Raw genomic sequence first — 26,201 nt, 5'->3', positions numbered from 1 at the left:
TCCGCAAACAAAGGGAGGATGCCATTCATGAAACGTTTTCAAGATCGTGTAGCTGTAATCACCGGAGGCGGACATGGCATAGGAAAAGCTTACGCAAAACATTTTGCAATGGAAGGCGCAAAAGTGATTATCGCGGAATTGGATGAGAAGGCTGCTCAGGCAGTAGCCAAAGAATTAACGGACCGAAATTTCGATGCCCTTGCCGTTGCGACTAATGTAGCGGATGAACAGAGCTTGAATCATATGGTGGAGAAAGTAATGAAGGCGTATGGGAGAATGGATATATTAATTAATAATGCAGCAATATTCGCTACCATACCCATTACGAAGGCAACCTTCGATCAAGTCGAACCGGATGATTGGGACAAAGTTATGGCAGTCAATCTCAAAGGCACTTGGCTGGCTTGTCGTGCAGTGGTTCCCGTTATGAAGCAGCAAGGAAAAGGTAAAATCGTAAACGTCTCATCCGGAACCGTTTTCCACGGAAATAGCGGTTTTATCCACTATGTGACTTCCAAATCGGCCATCATCGGATTTACCCGATGTCTTGCCAGGGAATTGGGCGATTATAATATTAATGTCAACTGTATCGCTCCGGGCAATACGCAAAGTGAAGATAACGTCTCCGAAGAAATGAGAAAATACCGTGAATCCCGGCTGGGTTCCAGATCGATTAAACGTATACAGACTCCTGAGGATGTTGTGGGCAGCGTATTGTTTTTATGCTCTGATGAGAGTGATTTCATTACCGGGCAGACACTGGTGGTAGACGGTGGAGTTGTAATGAACTAAAAGTAAAAGTTATCAAATAAGTTGAATACTACTCAAAATATTTCTATTAGACAAATAATTATAACAATTATACTATTTACGTAGTTGGTTATTCAAAAACCGGCAGCATCAGGGGGTGGATTGATAGTATAAAGGTTTTAAAAGTTTGCAGTCTGGAGAAATTTCAAGAGGGAAACGGGAAAAGCTTTTTAAAAGTAAACTGTTAAGATGATATAGATTGATTGATTTTCAAATTAAAAATGAAAGCGTTATCATTGATTTACATATATTGGTCATTGCTCGTATAAGGACATCATAGAACAACATTTTATCAAGAAAGAAGGCAATTCATATGACGTTGACGGCATCGGAAAATTTGCAGGAGTATATGGTGCTTTATGCGGAATGCGTTAGTTTCCTTCATCAGGAGGCTGAGCTTATGGATAACGCACAACTATTTCAGTGGCTGGACGGTTTGACACCGGATATCGACTATCGCATTCCACAGGAAGTGGCTTGAACATATGCTCTCAGAATAATTATTAATTAATGGGGAGATTACAAAATGAAAATGAAAAAACTGTTGGTTACCGGCATACTTGCATTGGCATTGACAGTAACAGGTTGTGCCGGAGGAAATCAGAATAATGCGGCAGCGACGACTAATCCGTCCGCTACGACGACCGGCAACTCAAGCAGCGCCCCTATTACAGATGACAAAAAACCGGTTAATGTTCCGATTGCCGGTCAGGCTGCCAGCGGATTGCTGTCGTTAGTGGGAGAAGCAGTGAATGAAATGGTCAGACGCGAGTATCCCGGCTCAAACGTAGCTTATGAACCCGGAAATATGGCGGGAGATTTGGTGGAAATAGCGGAAGGGACCAAATACCCGCTCACACTGGGCGTTGCCTCCATTGCCGTTGAAATGGCCATAGCGGGGAAAGCTCCTTTTCCGAAAAAGTTTGATAAAAACAATTTTAAAACGGTAGCCACCATTACGGAAAATATGCAAACCCACGTTTTTGCCAGCAAAGAATTTATAGACAAATATAAAATTAAAACGTTATCCGATATTAAAACCAACAAGGTTCCCGCCAAGATCGCAACGAATCAACCGGGCAACTTAATGGAGCACACCATTGCCAATGCTCTGCTAGAAGGGCATGGCATTACAAGAAATGAGCTAAATTCTTGGGGCGGAAAGGTGCTGGATATTCCTAATAGCGAGTCCTATGGACTTTATGCAGATGGCCGTGTCGATATCATCATCGTCAGCACATGGCCGCCTGATCAAAAGATTTTGGAAGCGTCGCGGGTAAAAGATTCCGTACTGGTTCCCATGAGCAAGAAGGTGGTGGACAATTTTGTTAAGGAATACAATGGTAAAGCGTCAACGATCAAAGCAGGCGCCTATGAATTCCTAAAAGAGGATTATTACACGGTTGGCAGCGATTTGTTGATCCTTGCCGGACATTTGGCCGACAACCAGTTAACTTATAAAGTGGCCAAGGGGATTTACAATCATTATGATTACTACCAAAAAGTGCATCCTGTCTTTAAACAATTCAATAAAGAAATGCTGTCCAAACCTACGGGGTATGACCTTCATCCCGGCGCAGAGCAATTTTATAAAGAAGTCGGTTTAATGAAGTAGGGGTGAAACCATATGACTCAGGAAGGATGATGCTGAATGCACTTTGCTTTTAATTTATTGAAAGTATTGTTCTTCTTTTTCCGGGAAGGAAACCGCGTACATCCGCCGAAATGGGCGTACCGGCTAATTGTTCTGCTATCAGTAAGCATTACACTGTTTGCGTTATGGCTCGGATTTAAAGGTACCCTGCATCCCTTGGAAATCGGCATGATTTTTTTGCCGGTCATGTACTTTATCGCCTACCTGACAACCACTTCATATTACAAGTTAAGCCGATTGATTTGGACGGATTATTTATGCGCTTTCTTAAGCTTGGCATGTGGGATTTATTTTTACTTCAATATCGAGCGCTTTACCGGATGGATGGTCGGTCTCAGCCGTTTTATCATTTGGGATAAAGTGTTTTCAGCCCTTTTTGTACTTTTAACTTTAGAGCTTATGCGGCGTGCAATCGGGATCGGGCTTTCCATGGTTGTCTATGCTTTGCTGGCGTATATCTTTTTCGGCCATCACATCCAGGGCGCTTTTTCCGTCCATAAGGTCGATTTGGATCGCTTCTTTCAAATCATGACCATCGGCAACGATGGAATCTTCGGTCAATCGACTTTAGTGGCGGTTACGTATGCTTTTTTGTTTGTATTGTTCGGGATTCTATTCCAGGTCTCGGGCGGCGGCAAATTTTTCTTTGATATCGCAGCCAGCATGACGGGCCGCAGGGTAGGAGGGCCGGCCAAAGTAGCTCTGGTGTCAAGCGGTTTGTTTGGAATGGTTTCAGGCAGCCCCGTATCGGATGTCATGACAACGGGATCGGCAACGATACCGGCGATGAAGAAAATCGGTTATTCTCCTAGTTATGCTGCCGCGATTGAGGCAGCCGCCTCCTGTGGGGGCAGCATTCTTCCCCCTATTATGGGCGCCACGGTATTTTTAATGGCGGGATTCACCGGAATTCCCTACTCGGAAATTGCCACGTCGGCGATATTCGTCGCCCTGCTGTACTATTTTGCGTTGTACATGCAAGTTCATTATCTGTCTATAAGTCAAGGAATCGGAAGATTGAAGGATGAAGAAATGACCAGCGTGTCCAAAGCCCTCATTGAGGGCTGGGCCAACATCCTGCCGTTTGCGGTGCTGATCTGGATGATTTTTACCGGGTATACGCCTTCCTATGCTGCAACCATGTCCGTTTTTGCGGTGATTATGACCAGCTGGTTTAAGCAGCATACGAGGATTACATTAAAAAAACTTTTCGACGCTTTTGTGTCAACTTGTATGACAGTGGCCCCGCTGGTAGCTGCGGTAGCTGCGGCGGGAATTGTAGAAGGTGCTTTGCTTCTTACCGGTTTATCCGGAAAAGTAGCATCATTGGTGAATGCGTTTGCAGGAGGAAATCTGGTATTAGCCGCCCTTCTTACAATGATTATAACGATTATTCTTGGAATGGGTATGCCCACGATTTCCGTTTATGTCTTGTCCGCCGGATTGCTCGCTCCAGTCTTGATTGATTTAGGGGTGAATCCGTTGTCGGCCCATTTATTCCTGGTCTATTACGCTACGATGTCCGCCATATCGCCCCCTGTCGCTGTGGCCAGTTTTGCTGCGGCGGCGATTGCCAACGCTCATCCGATGGATGTCGCGAATAAATCTGTTAAAATGGCGTTTGTTGCATTTATTCTTCCTTTCTTCTTTTTGTTTGAGCCTGCTTTATTGCTTCAGGGCGATACGCCGACCATCATTACTCGAATGGCTCTGGCTGTATTGGGAATCTATCTGCTGGTCGTCAGTTTTGGCGGTTGGATCAATCGTAAATTGTCGACAAGCCTAAGAGCCTTGTCAGGATTGACGGGGTTGATGCTCATCGTACCGAATTGGTGGGTCACCGTTGTCGCTTTACTATTAAGCGCCGTCTTTTGGTTTTGGTATAAAAAAGGAAATAACTCAAAATTAGTAGGCGAAATGTCTGCATAAAAGGAGCGATTGGGATGATTTATGCCGTGATTTATAAGATTGAAAACATGGATCTCAACCATCAATTCAGACCTGCTCATGTTGAATTTTTAGACAAATTTTCTAAAAGCGGAAGATATAAAGACGCCTGGAAATTCCCCGATTACGGTAACGGAGATATCCATAGTGTACTGTTGATTGAAGGGGACAGCAAAGAAGAAGTGGAGGCGGTTTTTTCCCGGGATCCGATCGTCGTCCAGGGAGCCAGAAGCATTGCGGTCAGGGCTTGGGAACCGAGCCGTATCTTACGGAAGATGAAAGAAAGTTCAAACTGACCGTTTTAGAAGGAAATGCTGAGCGAAGTCCGTTTGCCCGGCCGGAAGATGTGAAGGAATCTGCGGGAACGGCGGCAAAAAGCATATTGGTAGAGGAAGAAAACCCCTTCGCTGCGATGCGCCGGGCGGCCTATATGCAGAAATAACAGTAGCGGTGAAAAAGCGGTCGCATAAGTTGGCTGCCCTCGAAGCTATCGAATCCGGCCATCCAGCCTCACTAGGTTATCAAGAATAATAAAACTGAATAAGCAGTATAGTTCCCAGGGAGGTATAAAATTGTCCGAGTTATTTTTGAAGACGTCTTCCCCAAATGAAGAAAAGGTTATGAAAGACGGTGAAACAAACCATATTCTCCGATTGGAGAAACTCATCAAACATTTTGGAAGCAATACGGCTGTAAATGAGCTGAGTTTAAATGTTCGAAAAGGGGAAATCTTCACCCTGCTCGGGCCGAGCGGATGCGGCAAGACGACGACGCTGAGGCAAATCGCCGGACTTGAGCAGCCGGACTCGGGCAAGATTTATTTTCGCGATAAGGTGCTTGTCTCGCCCTTAGACAACATATATGTACCTCCTCATAAAAGGCAGATGGGGATGGTGTTCCAGTCTTATGCAATCTGGCCTCACCTGACTGTCTTTGAAACGGTGGCCTACCCGCTTCGCGCCCGAAAGGTACGAAGCGAGGAAATACGCAAGCGGGTCATGGAAACGTTGGAACTGGTAGGGCTCAAGGGCATGGAGAATCGCCCGGGACCGGCACTGAGCGGAGGCCAACAGCAGCGTGTGGCTGTAGCTAGAGCACTCGTTTATGAACCGGAAATTCTTTTGCTCGATGAGCCGTTTAGTAATCTGGATGTTAAACTCCGCGAGCAGATGCGCGTTGAACTGAAGCTTCTGCAGCGAAGAATAGGGGTAACCGTAATCCTTGTCACGCATGATCAATTGGAAGCTCTTAGCTTTTCAGACCGAATCGGCATTATGAATCAAGGAAAGATCGAACAAGTAGGCACTCCAAAAGAACTGTATGAGAAACCGCATACGCAGTTTGTTCGTGACTTTATCGGCAAAAACATCACGCTTGAAGCAGAAATTGAAAGCGTAGAGCAGGATAAGATACAGATCATGTTGGAGGGAGGGAAGGGTACTGTTCTAACAGCGAAAAATAACTTTATTACACAGCCAGTCAAGGGGCAGAAAGTGGTTGTTTCTATACGACCCGAAGATATTGTGGTGAACGCCCGGAACGAAGAATCGGATCATCAGGTTTTGGAAGGGGAAATTGACGCCCTTCTCTTCGGCGGAGACCGATTTGAATGCCATGTCAAGTTAGGCGATGAAGCCATTCTTGTATACACGCCCCGCGTCCAAAATTTAGAAGAAGGCCAGAAAGTACGGCTGTACTTTCCTCCGGAGGTGTTGTCCGTATGGCCGAAGTCGTAATAGAACATAGCAGTCAGAAATCTATGCGACGGAGACGATTCAAAGTTGAAGCCGGATTGATCTTTTGCACTTTGATACTTGCGGCCTTGTTAATCGTTATCGTTTATCCACTCGGTTTACTCGTGATCAACAGCTTTATCGTTACCCTTCCCGACGGAACGGAACAGATCGGGTTCGGAAATTGGACAATGGCCTTGTTCCAAGCAGGCTTGCTCGAATCCATCGTCAATACGTTTAACCGGGTCATTGTAACGACGATCCTTGTTTTTCCTATCGGTATTTTCATTTCTTGGCTTATAACCCGTACGGATCTTCCTGGCAAAGAATATTTAGACTTCTTTATGTGGTTGGCGTTTTTCCTGCCTACGCTGCCTATATTGATGGGCTGGATCCTTCTCTTGGAACCCGATTTCGGATTGATTAACCAGATCATCACAAGTTGGTTTGGTCTTGAGAAAGGACCGTTCAATATTTATTCCTTTTGGGGAATCGTATGGGCGCATATCGTCATCCGTGGTGTAGCGGCAACATACATTTTCCTTACGCCGGCTTTCCGCAATCTTGATTCCTCTTATGAAGAGGCTTCGCGAATTTCGGGTAGAAGCATTATGGGAACGATATTACGCATTGTTGTGCCGGTCATGACACCGGCGATTCTCATCACACTGATCATTTCCCTCATTCACTCCCTGGAGTCGTTTGAGATCGAGAAGGTGTTGGGGGGCCCAACGGGCTTTTACGTTTTCAGTACGAAAATATACGAGTTGATTTCGGAAGCGCAGCCTCAGTTTGGTGCGGCAACCGTGCTGAGTTTAGTGATCTTAGTAGCCATGCTGCCATTGATTTTGTTCCAGCAGTATTTCAATTCAAGAAAGAGATTTACAACCGTGACGAGTCATTTTAAACGGAATATCGTTCGCCTGGGAACTATGAAATGGCCGGCATTTATTTTTGTATTCGGCTTCAGTTTCTTCGTTACGGTAGTCCCGATTATTTTTATGGTCATGGGCACTTTTATGAATTTGTTCGGGTTTTTCGACATTGAAAAAGTGTGGACTCTGGATCATTGGAAGCGTATTCTTCAAGATCCGATCTTGATTAAATCTCTATGGAATACAGTCATTCTCGCGGGGAGTGCGGCCTTGATAGGAATGGTTTTGTATACCCTGCTAGCCTATATTTCTGTCCGAAGCAAATATATTGGACGGGGAATCATCGATTTTCTCACTTGGCTCCCTGCCGCTATACCTGGAATCATTCTGGGCCTCGGTTTGCTTTGGATGTTTCTCGGCACACCGGTGTTCCGTCCGCTCTACGGAACGATCTTTATCTTGATTATAGCGGTGTTAATTAATTCCATGACGACAGGAGTTCAGCTCATCAAAAGCAACATGGTTCAGCTGGGCAGCGAATTGGAAGAGGCGTCATCGATCTCCGGAGGATCTTGGTTGTATACCTTTAGGCGCATCATCATGCCGATTCTTGCACCTGTACTGCTCTCTGTCGGCACGTTAACCTTTATTTCCGCATCCCGGAACGTAGCTAATATCGCCATGATTGTTACGGGAGAGAATAGGCCTATCGCGATGCTGCAGTTGGATTATATGGTGGATGGAAATTACGAAGCGGCGGGGATCGCGGGTGTGTTTGTTGTTATTCTTACCATCGGCGTAGCGCTCATTGCCAAATGGTTAGGTAAACGAATGGGAATTCGCATTTAATGTGAAACCAAGAATATGGGAAGGGTGATTTGTAACATGACATGGAACCGTTTGCGTAAAAACGGATTGATCTTGATGTGTATCCTGATGTTTTCCATCTTTGCAGCCTGTGGCACTGCTCCAAACGTAACACCGTCTTCGTCCCCGGCTGGAGCAACAACGGAAGAGACGAAAGACGCCGCAAAGCAACCGACCGAATGGGATGACATTGTAGCCGCCGCGAAAAAAGAGGGCAAAATTGTCATCGCCGGCGACCCTACGGAAGCATGGAGAAAGTCACTGGTAGATTTGTTCCAAGAGGATTATCCCGAAATTAAAGTAGAATATACGGGGATTAATGGACGTGATTTCTATCCGCGTGTTAAACAAGAAAGAGAGCTTGGGAAACATCTGTGGGATTTACGGACCGGTGGGGTAACATCGTTATACGCAGCGAAGAAAGATGGTTTTCTGGAGCCCATCCGTCCTTTACTGCGTCCTGAAATTGCTGATGAGAGCAAATGGATCGGCGGTCTAGACGGGCTGTTTATGGACAAGGAAAACAAACATATGTTGGCTTATACGATGTATGTCGATCCGACAGTTTTTGTGAACCGTGACTTTGTTTCAGAATCGGAGCTTTCTTCATCGGAACAGCTGCTTGATCCTAAATTTAAAGGGAAAATCGTAATCCAGAATCCAACCGGCGGGGTCTCGTTCCAAGCTCTAGCCAGTATGGGATTTATGTACGGAGAACAATTTGTACGGGATCTTTTATCCAGCCAGAATGTGGTGGTCACCGATGACAATCGCCAGCAGGCTGAGTGGGTGGTTCGCGGCAAATATCCCATCGCCATTGGGTTAATTGATACCCAGCTTATTCCGTTTCAACAACAGGGATTGGGCAAAAATATAACATTCTTGAAGGATAAAGTGATACCGGTAACTTCCGGATTTGGCGGTCTTTCCTTACTTAAAGACGCCCCTAATCCGAATGCGGCTAAGGTGTATATTAACTGGCTGCTGTCGAAAGAAACCCAGATCAAGCTGACGAAAAATGTATTGCTTAACAGCAAGCGAACCGATGTGCCTCCGGTTTCCCCAAATTTAGCAGTTGATCCTGCGAAAATAGAACAATATCGCCAGTATTCCAGAGAGGAGAACGTGGAATTCGGCCAAAAGCTCTTACCTGTAATCAAGGAGTCTTTACAGAAAAAATGATTGGAGTAGAGGAAGGCAATTTGATTAAGGAAGAAAGGAGGAGCTGCTGAACTCGGCAAAAGCCGTGTATGGTAAGTACTGCACTTTAGGTTTGTCTCATTTTAATTGAACAGCTATTTATTAAGAATGGAGTGACGATATGAACATGCAGCAGGAAGCCCAAATCACAGGTAAGCGGGGATACAGGAATCTTCGTGAACATCTCGCGGAATTGGAAAAGGCAGGGATGCTGCTTCGCGTTAAACGTGAAGTTCAAAAAGAAACCGATATCCACACGCTAGTCCGCTGGCAATTCGTGGGCGGTATTCCCGAGGAGGAGCGGAAAGCATTTCTGTTCGAAAACGTTACGGATGCCAAAGGAAAAAAATACGCGCATTCTGTAGCGGTTGCTGCACTAGCGGCTAATCCACAGATGTATGCGATCGGCATGGGATGCAAGTTAGAAGAGATCGAGGATAAATGGAAGCATGCAATGGATCACTTAATCCCTCCCGTAGAAGTAAGCAGCGAGGAAGCTCCTGTACATGAAGTTGTCCGTACAGGCCAGGAGCTGGATCAAGAGGGGTTCGGATTTGATCAATTCCCAATACCGATTTCGACCCCAGGGTTTGATGTCGCGCCGTTCACCACTTGTTCTCATTGGTTCACCCATGACCCGGAGACGGGCATAAGAAATGTCGGAAATTATCGGGGGCAAATTAAAGGAAGAACCAAAATAGGGGCCTATCCCGCAGCGGGACAGCATATGTACATTCATTGGAGCAAAGCGCAGAAAAAAGGCGAGCCACTGCAGGCTGCTCTGGTCATCGGCTCTCCGCCTGTGGTGTCCTATGCTGCCGTACAAAAAGTCCCATACGGAGTAGATGAAATCGAGGTAGCCGGCGGGTTGGCAGGGGAACCGATTCGCATGGTGAAATGCAAAACGGTTGATGTCATGGTTCCCGCTGATGCGGAGATCGTATTCGAAGGGATCATCTCAACGGAGTATTTGGAACCTGAAGGAGCGTTTGGCGAATCCCACGGATATATGCATCCAAGAGAATGGAATCCTTATATGAACTTAACAGCGGTTACACACCGTAACGAAGCCATCTGGGTATCGTTCATCAGCCAGGTAACCCCAAGCGAGTCAAGCGTCATCAAAAAGGTCGGATATAATCCTTTGTTTACGCGGCATTTAAAAGATGAGTTGAATATTCCAAGCGTTATTCGCGTGCACATGCACGAACCGCTGACCAACTTGAGGAAATTCATCATCATCCAATTTAAAGACCCGAAGGGTTCCGATGTTTCGAGAGCTTTACATGCCGCAGCCGTTTTCCATAAGGGTGTAGGAAAAATCATCGTAGCGGTTGACGAGGATATTGATCCGGAGAATACGGATGCGGTGATGTGGGCTATGTGTTACCGAATGAAGCCTCATAAGGATGTCCAGTTTATTACAGGTATGGAGAAGTGGCATGCGCCGCCTTTTACAGAGGGTTCAGAGAGCGAGGACTCGGTCATGTTGGTTGACGCCACGTTAAAAGAACCGTTCCCTCCGATCTCGTTGCCCAAGAAAGAGTACATGGAAAAGGCGAGGGTCATTTGGGAAGAGCTCGGGTTGCCGAAATTGAAGCCGCAATCTCCGTGGTTCGGATATTCTCTTGGAGATTGGAGCGATGAGGCGGATGAAGAAGCTTTAGCAGCGATTCAGGGAGAGCACTACAAAACCGGCGAAAAATTAGCAGAGATGAGAAAGAAAGTATAGGAAGGTTCAAAAACAACATAAGGAATTAAGTTTTTTTGCAGGGATTTAATTATGGGGCGCCCGCTGCTGCAAATAGATGCATGCCTAATCGATGTTTCGAGATAGGTTCGCGGGCGCGGTTTTCTTTTAATAAGGAGAAGGCGGTGCCGGATATGAGAATCATAGTAGGAATTTCTGGGGCTACCGGAGCCATTTATGGAATCCGAATTCTTGAAGCGCTTCGTGAACAGGGAGTGGAAACGCATCTCGTCATGTCCAAATGGGCAGAAACAACCATTACTTTGGAAACCAACTATTCCGTTTCCGAAGTATCGAAGCTGGCTTCAGTCGTTCACTCTCCGATGAATCAGGCTGCATCTATTTCCAGCGGCTCCTTCCGGGTGGACGGGATGATCATTGCCCCCTGCAGCATGAAAACGCTGGCTGCGATTCGTATCGGTTATGCGGATGGACTGCTTGCACGCGCAGCGGATGTAATTCTGAAAGAGCGGAAAAAGCTGGTTATGCTAACCAGAGAAACGCCGCTCAACGATATCCATCTAGAGAATATGCTCGCTCTATCAAGAATGGGTGCAGTCATTCTCCCGCCGGTTCCTGCGTTCTACAATAAACCTTCCAGTATCGATGATATGGTCAATCACATCGTAGCAAGAACATTGGATCAATTTGATATATCCAATACATTGACCAAACGTTGGAAAGATCATAAGATCGTCCATGAGGGGGTATGATTCTGTGCTTAAAGTCTACATTGAATTTATGATTAAGAAAGAATCGCGAGATGTCTTTCTGGCACTCATGCCGCAGCTCAAACAACAAGCGTTGGCACAGGATGTAGAGGGGCGGCAAGTGGCCGAGGGAACAGATCAACCGCTGCTCTTTGTCGAAGAATTCTACGTCAAAGACATGGATCACTACAGCAGAATTAAAGCGGAGCGGTTGAATGAAGATTCTCCCCTCTGGAAACAACTGCACGATTGTATTCAGGGAGGAGCCCAGAAACTTCATATTTGGGCTTTTAAGCCATTGGATTAATCCGTGCGTGTCTCGCAGCATTACGTACTACTATTTATGTAGAGGAAAATAAAGTATGGATAAGGATAATCAATGCTTAGGTAGAAAGTACGAATGGGGACGCGTGATAGGCATATAATAACCGTAGACCGCAGATAAACGCTTTCATTGCTAACGAAAATAACCGTTTAGATTAGACATCTTTGGGCGACTTTTTGCAGGGAATCAATAATCGAGCGGTGCCGTTGTTTATGGTAAATCATATGTATGCCTAATTTAGGCATTGGGGGTACAACCATAACAGCACCAAGCTCGTTTCTTTTGAGTTCCTGTAAAATCATGCTTTTTGGTAGAAAAGAAACACCGGCATTTTGTTTCACTAAAGTTTTGATGGCTTCCAGTTGGTCAATGTTAATCACATTGTGAAAGTTCATATTTTGATCCGTAAAATAGTGGTCAATCAGTTGCCAGTATGAACTTTGTTTATTGGTATTTCGTTTATTATCGAATAATATGATCATTTCATTGGCAATTTGTTCAATCGGCTGGGGATCCAAAAAATGCTCCAGACGTTTATGGCTAAAGAACAGCATGATGTCATCCCGCATCAGTTGAATGTTCTGAAGCTGGTCAAAATGTACAAGTTGGTTGATAAAACCAACGTCGATGTCTCCATCCGCAACCATTTGTGCAACTTCCAAAGCGGAACCGCTTAACATGGTCATTTCGATATTTGGAAATTCAAAGTGAAATTCACTAAGTATTCCTGGCAAAATGTAACTTCCTATGCGGGGAGAAGCGCCAATCCGAAGATGGGTATACATGGCGCGCTTTTCTTTTTCCATTAAATCTTTGGAATCGTTCACGAGTTCTAAGATTTGTTGGGCTAATGGGAGATATAAGTTTCCATAGTGCGATAATTTAATCCCTTTTCCTTTGCCGAGGCGTTCAAACAATTCGACCCCGAGCTCTTTTTCTAAAGATTGAATGCGTGCAGTAAGCGTGGGTTGATTGACAAATAATATCTGCGAAGCTTTGGAAAAACTGTTTTCTCGAGCAATACATAAGAAAGCTTCCAGTTTTTCGGAATCCATACCAGCGCCCCATTTTGAGTTATGAATTTTAGAGTCAACTACATTATACTAAACTTTTGTCCGAAATTAAAACAGATCATCATTTAATTACCAAAAAAGGAGAATATTTCATGAATATGGTCGAAGATAGAGAACTAAAAATTCAGGTTGCTATGGCGGTTCGTTTGTTAGAAAATATCAAGCTGCTCGATATGAACGGACATGTAAGTTGTAGAATCCCCGGTACCGATCGGTTTTTAATTAACTCGCGTAAAGCCAGCCGGGCATCCGTCTCTGTGGCTGATATCGTGATGTGCGATCTGGACGGCAATCTGCTTGATGGAGGCACGGAGCCCCCAAGTGAATATCACATTCATACGGAAATTTTCAAAAAACGCAGTGATGTATTCAGCGTCGTCCATAATCATCCGCATTACCAAACCGTGCTTGGCATTGCTGATGTTGAGATGAAACCGGTATTTGGGATTGGTTCATTTGTCGATCATGTGCCGGTATATGAAAAATCGAGTTTAGTGAATACAGCGGAAATGGGTGCTGAGTTAGCCGAAATGCTTGGAAGCGGTATCACGGTACAGCTGCGCCATCATGGCACGGTTGTGGTTGGCGAGAGTGTGAAAAGCGCCTTTGCAAGGTCGGTATTCATAGAAGAAAATGCAAAAAAACAGTATGATGCGATGCTGGTGGGGAAAGGGGTTCGAGTTCTGGAAGGGGCAAACTTGGAGCGTACGAGAGAATCAAACTGGCAGCCGAGCATTATCCAGAAAATATGGACCTACCACGAGGAGAAAGCTTCAAAAGAGGGCGCTTTAATCGGACTTACTGATGAAGCAAGGAACAAGTGAAACTAGCTACAACTATACAATGCAGCCAAGTAATTTTGGCTGCATTGTAGCATATATGTCGGAGGGTGAATTTAAAGCCCGGTTAAGGAGGGTTGGTTTGAAGTCTTAAGAATGTTGGAGGCCCAAAAGTGGAACATACTGAAAAAAAACGATTGCTATTAATAACAGCTGTTGCACTAGGGATCATGTTAAATCCCTTGAACACGACGATGATCTCGGTAGCTTTATCGCGTCTTCAAGAGGATTTTCATATTTCCTTCATGGATATTTCTTGGCTGATTTCGACTTATTATTTGGCAAGTGCGATTGCACAACCGGTGATGGGGCGGTTTAGTGACTTATACGGAAGAAAACGATTTTTTTTGGTAGGCTTGCTAATGGTCACCGTTTCCTCCATGCTGGCCCCTTTATCACCGAGTTTTCATTGGCTGTTAGCATTCCGTGTCATTCAAGCTGTTGGAACTTCGGCTCTATTTCCTTCGGGTATGGGAATTATACGAAGCAGCATTACTGAAAATCAGGCACGAGCCCTCGGGATCCTAACCATATTTTCATCTACTTCTGCTGCATTGGGGCCTTCGATAGGAGGTTTATTAATCCATTATGGGGATTGGCCAGCTATTTTTTTGTTTAATCTTCCTGTGATTCTATTGTCGTTTGTTTTAGCGGTAAAGATCATTCCTGCAGATGTAAAGCAAAACGTGAAGCATATTAAAATCGATATTTGGGGAATAATACTGTTTTCTTTACTCATCTTTATATGGCTTCTTTTTTTAATTTCCGTGAGTCAGGAAATCAAATGGTGGGGATTATGTGCAGGCATTGCATTAGCTGTTATCTTTTATGTATATGAATCACGTCAGGAGAAGCCTTTTATCGATGTTCATTTTATGAAACAGAATGTCAACGTTACATTGATCTATGCTCAATTTATTTTGGTAAATATTATCACGTATTCGATTGTCTTTGGAATCCCTCTTTATCTACAGAACGATAAGGTTTACGATACACAAAAAACGGGATTAATCATGTTATCCATGTCCGTTTTCGGAATATTGATTACTCCATTGACCGCAAGATGGTTAGAGAGGAGCGGAACAAGATATCCCCTAATTGTCGGAACAGGGATTGTAATGGTAGGGATTCTTCTTTTATTAACGATCCAAGAAAAATCCGGGCCTTTATGGATATTTATTGTGCTTTCGATTCTGGGTGTTAGTATTGGAATGATGAATATAAGCCTGCAAACCGCCTTGTATTCATTTGTATTCATCCATGAAACAGGCGTTGCTTCCGGTCTTTTTATGACTTCACGGTATTTAGGGTCTATTATCTCATCCATCTTGCTGGGGATCGTGTTTGGTGTTGAAATTACTATAAGGCAGTTGCATTGGATGGGATTCATTTGCGTTGTAATTAGCGTATTCATGTTGTTTTTCGCATTGCGGTTACCTCAAACAAACCAGGGCTTCAAGGAAGGTGTATGATTTGGTTAGCCGATCATCTGTTAAGGATGATCGGCTATTCTTATGCATATGAAAAACAACAGGTTGAAGTGTCTCAACTTGTTGTTTCTCAATGTGGTACTTTTAATTGTATCTACGACCGTACAGCCAATCGCTAGTCTCAAAATTCTGGGGACCGCGCTGTGCTAACATCATGTTCCGTAAAAATGTTGCCATCGAATCCTCAGTATGGAGGAATTCACCCCACAGGCGTGCGCTGCGCTGTACTTTTGCCGTACGTGGAATACGATCCTCTTGATAAGCTAAGAAAGCTTTCTCCGTGTCGTTACCATGCAAGCTAAGCTGTTTTGTTAGGCAAGCCGCGTCCTCTAATGCTTGACAGCCACCTTGAGCGAGATACTGTAGCATAGGGTGAGCAGCGTCCCCAAGAAGGGTGATTCGGCCGGACGTCCAGTTGTCGATCGGCTCCCTATCGTACATCGGCCAACGACGCTGACGCTGGATGAAAGTCACCGCATGACGCACGGGCTCACAGCATTTTCCGAAATGCTCATCCAACTCCTCTGGAGTGCCCCAATCATCGGAATCTTCCTTGTAGCGGAAGCTCTTGAACACAACCACCTGGTTATAAAGCTCCTTGCGGCGCACAGGGTACTGCACTAGGTGGAGGTTAGGACCGATCCACATGATGACATCGTCCAGGTCCGCACTTGGAGTAATCTCAGACATAGGGATCGCACCACGGTAAGCAACGTATTGTGAACAGATTGCCTTATCTTGGCTGAACAATTGGCGTGTACTGGACCATAGTCCGTCGGCTCCAATCACCGCATCAGAAAGATAAGATGTACCGTCAGTGCAGGTAACTTGGGCTTTATCGCCCATATTCTCGGCAGTCTTTACGGTTTTGTTGTTCAGAAGCGTAATCCGGTCATCAGCTATACAAGCATCAAGCAAAGCCTTGTGTAAGTCTGAACGGTGAAGTACGATGTACGGATGACCATAACGCTCACGGAAGGATTCGCCCAAGTCTAACGCGCTGAGTTCTTTACCGGTTACAGCATCCATCAGCACTAGGCGTTTTGGAAAGACTGCAAATTCGGAGATGGCATCAAGCACGCCTAATTGATCCAATACGGCTGTTGCGTTGGGCGCTAGCTGAATTCCCGCGCCAATCTCGGCAAATTCCGGCGCTGACTCTAATACCTGGACGGATCGACCTGTCTTGGCAACGCCTAGTGCTGTAGCAAGACCTCCGATACCGCCACCAACTATAAGGAAAGGAACGTCTTTTTCGTTTGTCATAATGGTATGCTCCTCAAGTAATGTAGGGTTAAATTAAAGCTAATTTTTGATGTAATGAATCTGGCACATGTTAAGGTAAAAGAGGTTTAAATTCATCAATAATCTCTTGATTCCCTTGATTCTCTTCATAATTCTCTTCTCGCTGAAGCTCGAATTTCTCCATGATCGGCAAGTCACTTGCGGAGAACAAATAAGAATCTTCCGCAGCGAAATGCTCATGCCAAGCCCAGTTAGGTATGACAAGGAAATCTCCTTGAGACCAATCATAACGAGTCCCGTTGATGACGGAATAACCTTTGCCTTTGAATACCTGATAGATGGTTGAGCTGGTATGTCTGTGTGCTTTAGAATGGAACCCTCCAGGAAGTTTCTGCATCCAAGAGGCAATGTTCGGGTTAGCTGTTTTTCCATTGGATGGATTGATAAATTCTACTGCATATCCATCATACGGATCCGGTTCAAACCGGCTTAAGCCTTCGAGTGCAGCCAAGGTCTGCGACCATTTATAAGAACCGAGTGGTGCGACCTTAGGATGACGATCGGAGATCGGACGAACCATGCCGCCTTCATAGCGTTGAGCGGTATAATTATCCGGCACTTTCGGCTGCTCGATTTTTTCAGGGTAGCTTTCAAAGAATGACCCACCGATAGCGTGGATAGTCGGTATATCCAGACAGTCCATCCAAATCATCGGCTGATTCCCAGGGTGAGAGTGACCATGCCAAAGCCCCCCCGGCGTGGTCAGAAAATCCCCTTCATCCATGAAGATACGCTCGCCTTGAACGATAGTATAAGCTCCCTCACCTTTCATAATGAACCGGAGAGCACTCTGCGTGTGACGGTGTGAGGGTGCCGTTTCGCCAGGCAGTATTAACTGAACCGCCGCATAAAGGGTTTGGGTAGTGGAGGCCCAACCCCATGGCTGGCGAGAGGTTAACCCAGGGTTTTGTAAATAGATGGCTCTTCTTTCACCCCCGCGATCAGGGGTGAAAATTTCACTGGCTTCCATGAGTTTGGCGTATAGCGTCTCCCATTTCCACAGATAAGGTACCGCTTGCGGCGTAGGCTGCTTATGCATCAAGTCAGGAATGGCATTCCAAAGAGGTCCTAAATGGTACTTCTCGATTTCCTTATTAAAGTCTTTTACGGTTTGACTTTGGAAAAACTCCAATTTATCTGCCATGCGTCTACACCCCATTCGTTAGATTATTTATTAAGCTTCCTTAAATTGCCCGATATTTCGATTGATTTGGTTTAGATGTGTGGTGAGATGCTCTACCAACAGATGATCCACAATAAATTGCAGTGGCTTAGTTCCAAAACGGGGATTGCGGCTTGGCGACTCTTCTTTTAAATCATCCTCACTAATGGTGCTGAGAATCTCCTGCACTTGCGCCTTGGATTTCTCGATGCCTTGCAGTACATCGCTGGTAGAGCGCTCGCTGGCTCCAGCAACGGCGGCTAATCGGCCTTCATGCTGCAGTCCGCGCCCCCATTCGATTCCCGGAGACTTTAGCAGCGCTTGAACTTCATTTAACCAATAAGGAGTGGCTTCTTCCACATGGCACAATACTTCGATAATGGACCATTTATCTTCCGCTGGCTTCCATTGAATGACTTCTTCGGGTAACACTTTGGAAACGCGAACGATTTCATCTATCGTTTCTTGGATGGAATGAATTGCCTCTTGGATACTCATTCTTATTGCCCTCCTTCAACTTTAGATACCCGATTCTCAAGCGCCCCGATGCGGTCGATTTCAATTCGAACAACATCTCCGTCTTTCAAAAATACTTGAGGATCGCGGGCTACGCCTACACCGCCTGGTGTACCTGTTAAAATTACATCGCCCGGCTCGAGAGTCATCAGATTGGATAAAAACTCGACCAAATAGGCAACGGTAAATACCAGATTGTTTGTGTTGGAACGTTGACGTTCTTCGCCATTGACGGTGAGCACAACCTCCAAGCCGGTCGGATCATCAAGCTCATCACTGGTTACTAACCATGGGCCCATTGGAGCAGAGCCTTCCACGGTTTTTCCCTGCAGCCATTGAAGGGTTCTTCTTTGGATGTCACGGTACGTCACATCATTGACGATAGTGTAACCGGATACATAATTGAGCGCTTGTTCCTGCGACACATTTCTGGCCCGCTTTCCAATGACAAAAGCGAACTCCGCTTCATAATCAAGCTGCTCGGAGATGGGGAAGAAAGGAATATCATCTTGAGGTCCAATGATGGTATTGCTGAACTTAGCAAATACGACAGGAACCGGAGGGAGCCCTCGTCCCATCTCCAAGATATGCTCGCGATAATTATGGCCGACACAAATCATTTTCCCGGGGTTGAGGACCGGAGCTTCTATTTTTACATCTGAAACCTGCAGAACTACTTTGTATTTAAATTTTTCGTCACTATTGTTAACGTATTCGATCGCTTGTTTGGCCAATTGGAGACTTTGTTCTCCGCCTTGAAAGAATTCAACCATATTGGCAGGAACATATGCTTCTGCAATTTGCTCAGCGCGGATGACGCCTTGGGATTCAAGCATGCTCCGGTATGCAAAATTTAAATCGATGATTTGATCCTCATTAATGCAACCAATCCGAGTATTCCCGTTGTAACTAAAGCTAACTAATTTCATGGCTAAAACTCCTTTTATATATAATTTAAAGTAGCTTGTACATTTTACTGAATGTTCCATTCCTTTAACGTATAGATACATTCGTTCTCAATAAACATGGGATCTTCATTCATAATTTGGATAGCGTTTTCAAGAGAATCGGTTTGAAGGATATAGGCACCGCCAGTTTGATCGTTAAACCCGCCGGCAGAAACCAAGATGCTTTTTTCACGCAAGCTTTGTATAAAATTACGGTGGTCCGGTATGGAATTTCCAGAAAAGCTCGGTTTACGTTCAATGAATACGAGGAATTTTTTCAATGGGCTTCACCTCACTTAGAATTGGGATAGGCTGCATTCTAGGATTTCATTTCATTGCAACGCTGATTTTGGATCACCTCGACTTGGATTATTCCACAAATAGAGAATTAAGTTCTTTATTGATAATTATATTATAATGTTTATCACTAGATGATTGTCAATATCAAAACACGAATATTTTTTTATTTATAAATTATTTTTTTAAAAATCATATTCCTTATATTATAAAGTATGTAGGTTACATACGGGGAAAGTAAGTTTCGGCAGCATTTGTCAATCGTTTGTGATATTTTTGTCGAAAAAAATAATATTGACAGATACTGCATAACATAGTTATATAATATAAACATAGAGAACTTAATTCACATGTTCTCAGCTGACTAGATAGAATAATACGGGAAGGAGACGAAAGAGATCTTGATGTTTACCATCTTGTGAAAACGCATCCAGATGCCCAATCTTTATCTAGAGAAAATCAAAATTGTAATTTAAAACCATGGCTAATTTCTAAATGTATACGGTTACAGACATTGTTGTTGAAGGGGAGTTGAGAATGAATGCTAAGAGAACTATGCGTGGAATGGAAGGAAGATGTTATGCGAGCATAGCATCTGACACAATGCATGGTTTATGTCGTAACCTTCCCAAACTCCATTTGTTGCAGCTAAAATGAAAACGATTTCTTGATAACGAAAAGAGCTTCGTTGAACCTGCAATGAAAATGAATTTATCAAAAAATTACACTTTATAGGGGGATTTCAACTATGAAAAAGAAGTTTTCACTCGTATTGGCCGCGACTCTTAGTTTATCACTTATTCTTGCCGCTTGCGGAGGCAATTCTCAAAATGAGGGATCCGGCGCAGGAAAAGATGCAGGGCAGGAAGGCAAAACGTATACGTTCAAAATGGCGCATATTACGCAGCCTACTCATATTTGGCACAAAACCTCCGAGAAATTTAATGAAGAAGTTAGTGCGCGTTCCAATGGGCGGATAAAAGTGGAAACGTTCCCAGCCGGTCAGCTTGGACCGGAGAAAGACATGATCCAGCAGCTTGAAACCGGAACGATCGATTTCGCGATTATTACCAATGCATTAATGAGTACACGTGCCGAAGAGTTTAATGCTTGGTTCATGCCCTACCTCCTTAGCGATATCGACTCAGCCGTGGCTGCTCGCAATTCCGAACCGGCGAAAAAACTTTTAGCAGGATTAGATAAGCAAGGTCTTGTTGGAATGGACTATATTATGGCTGGTAACCGCCATGTCTTGATGAAAAACACCTCTGTTACGAATCCGGATGATTTAAAGAATAAAAAGATCCGTATCATCGGCAGCCCGTCCATCCAAGACTTTTGGAAAGCTGTAGGCAGTGCCCCTACTCCAATGCCTTTGCCTGAAGTGTATACTGCATTGCAAACCGGCGTTATCGATGGTGTTGACATTGACCTCGACGCTTTGATGACTGAAAAATATTATGAAATTGCTAAAAACTTCACGATTACCAACCATATGCCATGGCCGGGCGTCGTTATGATGAACAAGGCGAAATTCGATGGATTGTCTCCGGAAGACCAAAAAATCGTGTCCGAAGCAATGAAAGCTGCAGTTGAGTATGGCAGCAAAGAATCGATCGCTATGGAAAAGAAGAACCTGGAAGATTTGAAATCAAAAGGCGCGACGGTTACCGAGTTAACGAACACGGAAAGCTTTGCAAAAATTCGCGATGATATCTACACGAAGTATTCCAGCAACGCAATGATTAAAGAATTTATTGAAGCAAACAAAAAATAAAAGCGTGTAATGAGAGTAACACTTAGACAATGTATGCTATTAGGGGGATTAATAGAATGAAAAAGAAGTTAACTTTGGCATTGGTTTCGATTCTGAGCTTGTCAGCCATACTGACCGCTTGCGGAGGCGAACCGCAAGACAAGGGAACTAGCGAAGGACAGGGCGGTAAAACGTATACGTTCAAATTGGCTCATACTACGCAACCTACTCACGTGTGGCACAAAACAGCCGAAAAATTTAATGAAGAATTAAATGCACGTTCCAACGGCCGCATGCAAGTGAGTTTATACCCGGCGTCGCAACTTGGCCCCGATAAAGACTTGATGCAGCAGTTGGAAACCGGATCGCTGGATTTCGGAATTATAGCCGGCGGGTATGTAGGAACCCGCTCGGAAGCTTTTAACGCATGGTTTATGCCGCTCTTATTCAAGAATCTTGATACAGCTGTGGATGCACGTAATTCCGAACCGGCGAAGAAAATTTTAGCAGAATTGAGCAAGCAGGGACTTGTGGGAATGGATTACGTTTTTGCGGGTGATCGTCATATCCTGATGAAAAATGCAGCCGTAACCAAAGCGGAAGATATGGTAGGGAAAAAGATTCGGGTTTCAGCCAGTCTTGTCGTTCAAGACTTCTGGAAAGCTGTAGGAGCAGCCCCTACCCCTATGCCATTGTCTGAAGTCTACACCGCCTTGCAGACCGGCGTTATCGATGGTGTCGACATTGACCTCGATGCCTTAATGACTGAAAAATATTATGAGCTCGCGAAAAACCTCACGTTGACCAATCACATGGTGTACCCGGGCATCGTTATGATGAACAAGGGGATATTCGAAGCTATTCCGCAGGAAGATCAAAAAATAATAACCGAAGCGATGAAAGCGGCCGTTGAGTGGGGAAATAAAGAACAGATTGCCCTAGAACATAAACATTTGGAAGATTTGAAAACCAAAGGCGCGACGGTTACCGAGTTGACCAATGTGGATAGTTTTAAAAAGATTAGTGAAGAACTCTATGCTAAATATTCCAAAAATGAGTTAATTAAAGAATTTATTCAAGCAAACCAAAAATAAAATTATAAATTGAGAGTATCACTTAGATCCGCGCGGCACTCTTTTAAATGGGTCCGACGAGGGAGAATATCCCTCGTCCAGGATCGCATTTATCAAATGAAGCAATTAAACGAGGCACGCTTCAGTCACCATCGTTGCCAGACCTCTTGAGAGGCCTCAAACAAATCATGTTTGCGATGGGCCGGGATATCTATTTGACTGCCGGTTTTTGATATTTTCATTCATAAGGAGTTGGAAGAATGACGTTCGTTCGCAAACTTAGTGATGGAATCTTTTTCATAGAACGAATTTTGGCCTGTGTATTTTTATTGTTTATGGTAACCTCTCTCATTTTGGGGGTCATTTTTCGCTATTTTTTACATTCACCCCTCAGTTGGTCAGATGAATTCGGCATGTTTGCTTTAGTATGGATAACCTTTATTGGCGGAAGCATGAGCATTAAGACAAACAGGGCTGCAGCAGTAGGCTTTGTCATGGAAAAGCTGCCGGTAGCCGCCAGACAAATATTCTTTGGGATTGCTTTTATGATTTCATTGTTATTTTGTGTTTTTCTCCTGTATTTATCGATGAAATGGATTACGAATCCCTCTATACTATTGCAAAAATCGCCAGCCGTTGGCTTACCGATGATCATCCCTTACATTGCTATCCCCTTAGGGTTTTTATTTATGGCTGTGCACTCTCTGGATTTATTCGCAGGCGTATTCCAAAAACAGCAGAGAGAGGGAACGTAGATGCATATCTTACTCATTTTTTTCGTATTGATGGCCATTCAGATCCCCATAGCATTGGTGCTCGGGATCACAAGCATAGCCTATATCGGGATTGACGGTAACGCGGGTTTATTCAACAATGTTCCGCAGCGTCTTTATTCTGGAGTCGAAAGCTTTAGTTTGTTGGCGATTCCTCTCTTTATGCTTGCAGGAGAACTTATGAACTCAGCTGGCATTACCGGAAGATTAATTGATTTTGCGAAAAAGATCGTAGGGCATTTCCGCGGGGGATTGGCTTACGTCAACGTTATCGCGAATGTATTCTTGGCCTCCATTCTTGGTTCTGCGACGGCCCAAACGGCAATGATGGCGAAGGTAATGGTTCCGGAGATGGAGAAAGAGGGCTACACCCGTGAATTTGCGGCGGCAACGACTGCATCGGCAGCGTTATTAGGACCTATCATCCCTCCAAGTATGCTTTTTATTATCTATGCCGTCGGATCCGGGGTTTCGGTAGGCAAGATGTTTATGGCCGGCATCCTTCCAGGGATTTTGCTCGCCGGAGCTTTTATCCTATTAATCGCATATTTAGGTTACAAAAATAATTTCCCGAAGTCAGAAAGAGCTACATGGAAACAAATCGGCATCAGCTTTATTAAGGTTCTACCGGCGCTGTCCGTTCCTCTCATCATCGTAGGCGGGATCATGAGCGGTATATTTACAACGACAGAGTCTGCTGCATTTGCCTGTTTTATCGCCATTTTAATTGGTTTTTTTGTCTACAGGGACTTAAAGATCAAGCATTTTCCCAAAATATTGGTGGGTGCGACCATAGCGACTTCCACCGTAACCTTACTGATCGCAACTGCAAACTTGTTTGGTTGGATTATGACGTTTGAACAAATTCCCCAAAAAATAGTAGAATTCATGGGGGCGCTGACATCAAGCCCTATCGTTTTCTTGTTGCTCGTAAATCTCTTTTTATTACTTATAGGAATTATTATGGACGAGATGGCGGTATTGATTGTGTTATTGCCGATATTCATGCCTCTTGTTGCCGCGTTTGATATTGATCCGATTCATTTTGGTGTTGTCATTTGTATAAATGCCACCATAGGCTTGCTTACACCGCCAGTTGGAGCGGGTTTATTCATTGCCTCAGCGGTTGGGGAAGTAAAGTTTGAAACCTTAGCACGTTCGGTATTGCCTTTTCTAGCCGTTGCGCTTGTGGTCCTTATGTTAATTACGTTTTATCCTCCGCTCACGACTTGGCTCCCAAGTTTGATGAATTAACATGATTTTTCTGAAAGCGATCCAGCTTTCTGATGCTGGTTTCGCTTTCGGTATAATGTTTAATCGGAATTAGGGCGACCCAAATCAGTTGCCCAACGATTGGGATATGTTGATCATTGGATATGATTATTTTATATTGTATACATAGGTCAATTACAGAAGGGTTGTCTAAAATGGTTATTTCCAAAACAAGTACGACAATTCAATCTTTGCAGATTGGCAATGATATACTCGAATTAGTCGCTTCTTATGAAAAACCGCTGAAGTTTAACGAGATATACGAGAAAACAAAAATCACCAAAAGCAACTTGTATAAGTACTTAAATACGCTTACTCAAATTGGGATGCTTTATAGGGATAAGGATTCCGGCTTGTATTCTCTTGGGAGCAAACTGGTGGAGTACGGTATGAAAGCTATTAATCAGGAGAACATGATCGAGCGGGTGACGCCTTTTCTTCAAGAAATCAACCGAACCTGCAAAAACACGGTGCTGCTGACGACTTGGTCTCACAATGGACCGATGGTAGTTAAAATTATCAATAGTCTGCAAGGACTTAATATCGGTGCTCAAATCGGCACGTTTCTTCCTATTATGTCGGCAACTGCAAAGGTTTTTGCAGCTTTTATGGAGGATCATCTCATTCGGGAATGGAAGCAGCAGCAATTGGCCAAGTTTGACGAGGAACAGAGGCTCCATGTGGAATCCGAAATCTCGATTGTCCGTGAACACGGTATATCTTTTGCTAAAGAACCGCTAGTCCCGAGTATATCCTCCATTGCCTTTCCGGTTTTTAATTTCGAAAAGCGATTGCTCACAGTCATCGTTGTCGTTGGTTTTTCCCATACGATACCAACGCAAATCGATGATGTGACAAGCCAATATTTGTTAAAGATGATGAAAGAGGTCTCGGCATCCTTTGGTTATAAAGCATAAAGAAGCTTTGTGCCGAATGCGTAATATGAGTGAATGGAATTGAAACTTGGTTGTCCTACGGATCCAAGAAACAACCGCTTGGCAGGTTGTTTCTTGGCAAGGACGTGACTGGGTGTTCCAAATCGAACTATATATTGTGTAATATTGCTATAAAAGTAATGTGTAGGTGTTTTTTTAATCTTTATCAATCAGACTTAATATACAGAAGGGTTGTAATATAATGAATGGCGTTCATGATATGGGAGGAATGCAAGGATTTGGACCGGTCATACGCGAAGAAAATGAGCCTGTTTTTCATGCAGACTGGGAAAAAAAGATGCGTGCCATGATGGTGTGTTTGGATAAGAACAAAGTGATTAAATTAGATGAAGTTCGTTATGCGATTGAAAGAGTCAGACCTGATTATTACTTGGCCTCCAGTTACTATGAACGTTGGTTAATTGGCTTAATGATCCTATTGCTTGAGAAAAATGTTCTGAATGATGATGAAACAAGAGAAATAAGAAAGATATTTTCTATTGATGACCAAGCGGATCTTTTGGGCGCATTCACTCAATTGAAATACGTTCAAGATAAAGAGGGAATCACACCTGAACAGACTCCTGAACCATCGCCAAAGTTTAAGCCGGGGGACAAAATTTTAACGAAGATGATCCATTCGAAGGCTCATATCCGATTGCCCGGTTATGCCAAAGGGAAATATGGGGTTGTTAAAGGCATTTACGGAAATTACAAGCTCCCTGAATCGAACGTATATTCCGACCAGCCATATAAAGAGCCTGTTTATGTTGTTGAATTTAACGCGTCCGAGTTATGGGGTCCTCATGCACCCGGAAAAGATAAAGTCCTGATTGATCTTTGGGAGAGCTATTTAGATCCAGCCGCTACATAATAAGAAAGGGGTTACATA

The 26,201-nt window shown here is 44.2% G+C and carries 25 protein-coding genes; 19 read left to right on the top strand and 6 right to left on the bottom strand.

Annotated elements, in window-relative coordinates:
* Positions 1-27: 27 nt before the first annotated feature.
* From JOE45_RS11995 to JOE45_RS11945, 11 genes are all read left to right on the top strand, one after another.
* Positions 28-792 (top strand): SDR family NAD(P)-dependent oxidoreductase, encoded by a 765-nt coding sequence (locus JOE45_RS11995; RefSeq protein ID WP_210019979.1) that lies wholly within the window; start codon positions 28-30, stop codon positions 790-792.
* Between the two features lie 331 nt (positions 793-1,123).
* Entirely contained in the window at positions 1,124-1,291 is a 168-nt protein-coding gene (locus tag JOE45_RS11990; protein ID WP_210019980.1) for a nuclear transport factor 2 family protein, read from the top strand.
* 45 nt (positions 1,292-1,336) lie between these two features.
* Positions 1,337-2,425: a TAXI family TRAP transporter solute-binding subunit gene (locus JOE45_RS11985; protein ID WP_210019981.1), complete on the top strand. Its 1,089-nt coding sequence runs from the start codon at positions 1,337-1,339 to the stop codon at positions 2,423-2,425.
* Between the two features lie 36 nt (positions 2,426-2,461).
* On the top strand, positions 2,462-4,393 hold the full coding sequence (locus JOE45_RS11980) for a TRAP transporter permease (protein ID WP_210019982.1): 1,932 nt from the start codon (positions 2,462-2,464) through the stop codon (positions 4,391-4,393).
* A gap of 14 nt (positions 4,394-4,407) precedes the next feature.
* Positions 4,408-4,707 (top strand): YciI family protein, encoded by a 300-nt coding sequence (locus JOE45_RS11975; protein ID WP_210019983.1) that lies wholly within the window; start codon positions 4,408-4,410, stop codon positions 4,705-4,707.
* Between the two features lie 276 nt (positions 4,708-4,983).
* A complete protein-coding gene (locus JOE45_RS11970; RefSeq protein ID WP_210019984.1) occupies positions 4,984-6,147 on the top strand; it encodes an ABC transporter ATP-binding protein in 1,164 nt (387 codons plus the stop codon).
* Positions 6,132-7,868 carry an ABC transporter permease gene (locus JOE45_RS11965; RefSeq protein ID WP_210019985.1) on the top strand — a complete coding sequence of 579 codons (1,737 nt, stop codon included), beginning with the start codon at positions 6,132-6,134 and terminating at the stop codon, positions 7,866-7,868. Before JOE45_RS11970 ends, JOE45_RS11965 begins: the two co-directional genes overlap by 16 nt.
* 36 nt (positions 7,869-7,904) lie before the next feature.
* On the top strand, positions 7,905-9,068 hold the full coding sequence (locus tag JOE45_RS11960) for an ABC transporter substrate-binding protein (protein ID WP_210019986.1): 1,164 nt from the start codon (positions 7,905-7,907) through the stop codon (positions 9,066-9,068).
* A gap of 139 nt (positions 9,069-9,207) precedes the next feature.
* Entirely contained in the window at positions 9,208-10,818 is a 1,611-nt protein-coding gene (locus JOE45_RS11955; protein ID WP_210019987.1) for a UbiD family decarboxylase, read from the top strand.
* A gap of 152 nt (positions 10,819-10,970) precedes the next feature.
* Positions 10,971-11,549: a non-oxidative hydroxyarylic acid decarboxylases subunit B gene (locus tag JOE45_RS11950; protein ID WP_210019988.1), complete on the top strand. Its 579-nt coding sequence runs from the start codon at positions 10,971-10,973 to the stop codon at positions 11,547-11,549.
* 4 nt (positions 11,550-11,553) lie between these two features.
* Positions 11,554-11,853, top strand: a complete 300-nt coding sequence (locus JOE45_RS11945; RefSeq protein WP_210019989.1) for a hypothetical protein — start codon at positions 11,554-11,556, stop codon at positions 11,851-11,853.
* Between the two features lie 167 nt (positions 11,854-12,020).
* On the opposite strand, the gene JOE45_RS11940 is transcribed toward JOE45_RS11945, so the two are convergent.
* A complete protein-coding gene (locus tag JOE45_RS11940; RefSeq protein ID WP_210019990.1) occupies positions 12,021-12,926 on the bottom strand; it encodes a LysR family transcriptional regulator in 906 nt (301 codons plus the stop codon).
* A 110-nt stretch (positions 12,927-13,036) separates the two neighbouring features.
* Between JOE45_RS11940 and JOE45_RS11935 the strand changes: the two genes are divergently transcribed.
* Both JOE45_RS11935 and JOE45_RS11930 read left to right on the top strand, forming a co-directional pair.
* A complete protein-coding gene (locus tag JOE45_RS11935) occupies positions 13,037-13,768 on the top strand; it encodes a class II aldolase/adducin family protein (RefSeq protein ID WP_210019991.1) in 732 nt (243 codons plus the stop codon).
* 128 nt (positions 13,769-13,896) lie between these two features.
* The gene (locus JOE45_RS11930) at positions 13,897-15,255 is read left to right on the top strand and encodes an MFS transporter (RefSeq protein WP_210019992.1); all 1,359 of its coding nucleotides are present in this window, start codon (positions 13,897-13,899) and stop codon (positions 15,253-15,255) included.
* Between the two features lie 102 nt (positions 15,256-15,357).
* Here JOE45_RS11930 and JOE45_RS11925 read toward each other — a convergent pair whose 3' ends face one another.
* The 5 genes from JOE45_RS11925 to JOE45_RS11905 form a co-directional block, all read right to left on the bottom strand.
* The gene (locus JOE45_RS11925) at positions 15,358-16,539 is read right to left on the bottom strand and encodes an FAD-dependent monooxygenase (protein WP_210019993.1); all 1,182 of its coding nucleotides are present in this window, start codon (positions 16,537-16,539) and stop codon (positions 15,358-15,360) included.
* A 70-nt stretch (positions 16,540-16,609) separates the two neighbouring features.
* Positions 16,610-17,722, bottom strand: coding sequence for a cupin domain-containing protein (locus tag JOE45_RS11920; protein ID WP_210019994.1), 1,113 nt, complete (start codon positions 17,720-17,722; stop codon positions 16,610-16,612).
* Between the two features lie 30 nt (positions 17,723-17,752).
* On the bottom strand, positions 17,753-18,238 hold the full coding sequence (locus tag JOE45_RS11915) for a DinB family protein (protein ID WP_210019995.1): 486 nt from the start codon (positions 18,236-18,238) through the stop codon (positions 17,753-17,755).
* Between the two features lie 2 nt (positions 18,239-18,240).
* On the bottom strand, positions 18,241-19,185 hold the full coding sequence (locus JOE45_RS11910) for a fumarylacetoacetate hydrolase family protein (protein WP_210019996.1): 945 nt from the start codon (positions 19,183-19,185) through the stop codon (positions 18,241-18,243).
* A 44-nt stretch (positions 19,186-19,229) separates the two neighbouring features.
* Positions 19,230-19,484: a YciI family protein gene (locus tag JOE45_RS11905; RefSeq protein WP_210019997.1), complete on the bottom strand. Its 255-nt coding sequence runs from the start codon at positions 19,482-19,484 to the stop codon at positions 19,230-19,232.
* A gap of 764 nt (positions 19,485-20,248) precedes the next feature.
* On the opposite strand from JOE45_RS11905, the gene JOE45_RS11900 reads away from it, so the two are divergent.
* The 6 genes from JOE45_RS11900 (at position 20,249) to nthB (ending at position 26,183) form a co-directional block, all read left to right on the top strand.
* Positions 20,249-21,277, top strand: a complete 1,029-nt coding sequence (locus JOE45_RS11900) for a TRAP transporter substrate-binding protein (protein WP_210019998.1) — start codon at positions 20,249-20,251, stop codon at positions 21,275-21,277.
* Positions 21,278-21,333: 56 nt separating this feature from the next.
* On the top strand, positions 21,334-22,350 hold the full coding sequence (locus JOE45_RS11895) for a TRAP transporter substrate-binding protein (RefSeq protein ID WP_210019999.1): 1,017 nt from the start codon (positions 21,334-21,336) through the stop codon (positions 22,348-22,350).
* Positions 22,351-22,589: 239 nt separating this feature from the next.
* Positions 22,590-23,084: a TRAP transporter small permease gene (locus JOE45_RS11890; protein ID WP_210020000.1), complete on the top strand. Its 495-nt coding sequence runs from the start codon at positions 22,590-22,592 to the stop codon at positions 23,082-23,084.
* A complete protein-coding gene (locus JOE45_RS11885; protein WP_210020001.1) occupies positions 23,085-24,356 on the top strand; it encodes a TRAP transporter large permease in 1,272 nt (423 codons plus the stop codon).
* A gap of 173 nt (positions 24,357-24,529) precedes the next feature.
* A complete protein-coding gene (locus JOE45_RS11880) occupies positions 24,530-25,291 on the top strand; it encodes an IclR family transcriptional regulator (protein WP_210020002.1) in 762 nt (253 codons plus the stop codon).
* A 220-nt stretch (positions 25,292-25,511) separates the two neighbouring features.
* Positions 25,512-26,183 (top strand): nitrile hydratase subunit beta, encoded by a 672-nt coding sequence (gene nthB / locus JOE45_RS11875; protein ID WP_210020003.1) that lies wholly within the window; start codon positions 25,512-25,514, stop codon positions 26,181-26,183.
* The last annotated feature ends 18 nt before the right edge of the window (positions 26,184-26,201 follow it).

Origin of the sequence: Paenibacillus sp. PvR098, from assembly GCF_017833255.1 — a bacterium.
Taxonomy (GTDB): Bacteria; Bacillota; Bacilli; order Paenibacillales; family NBRC-103111; genus Paenibacillus_G.
The sequence above is the reverse complement of the archived record's forward strand: the minus strand, read 5'-3'. Positions and strand labels throughout refer to the sequence as shown.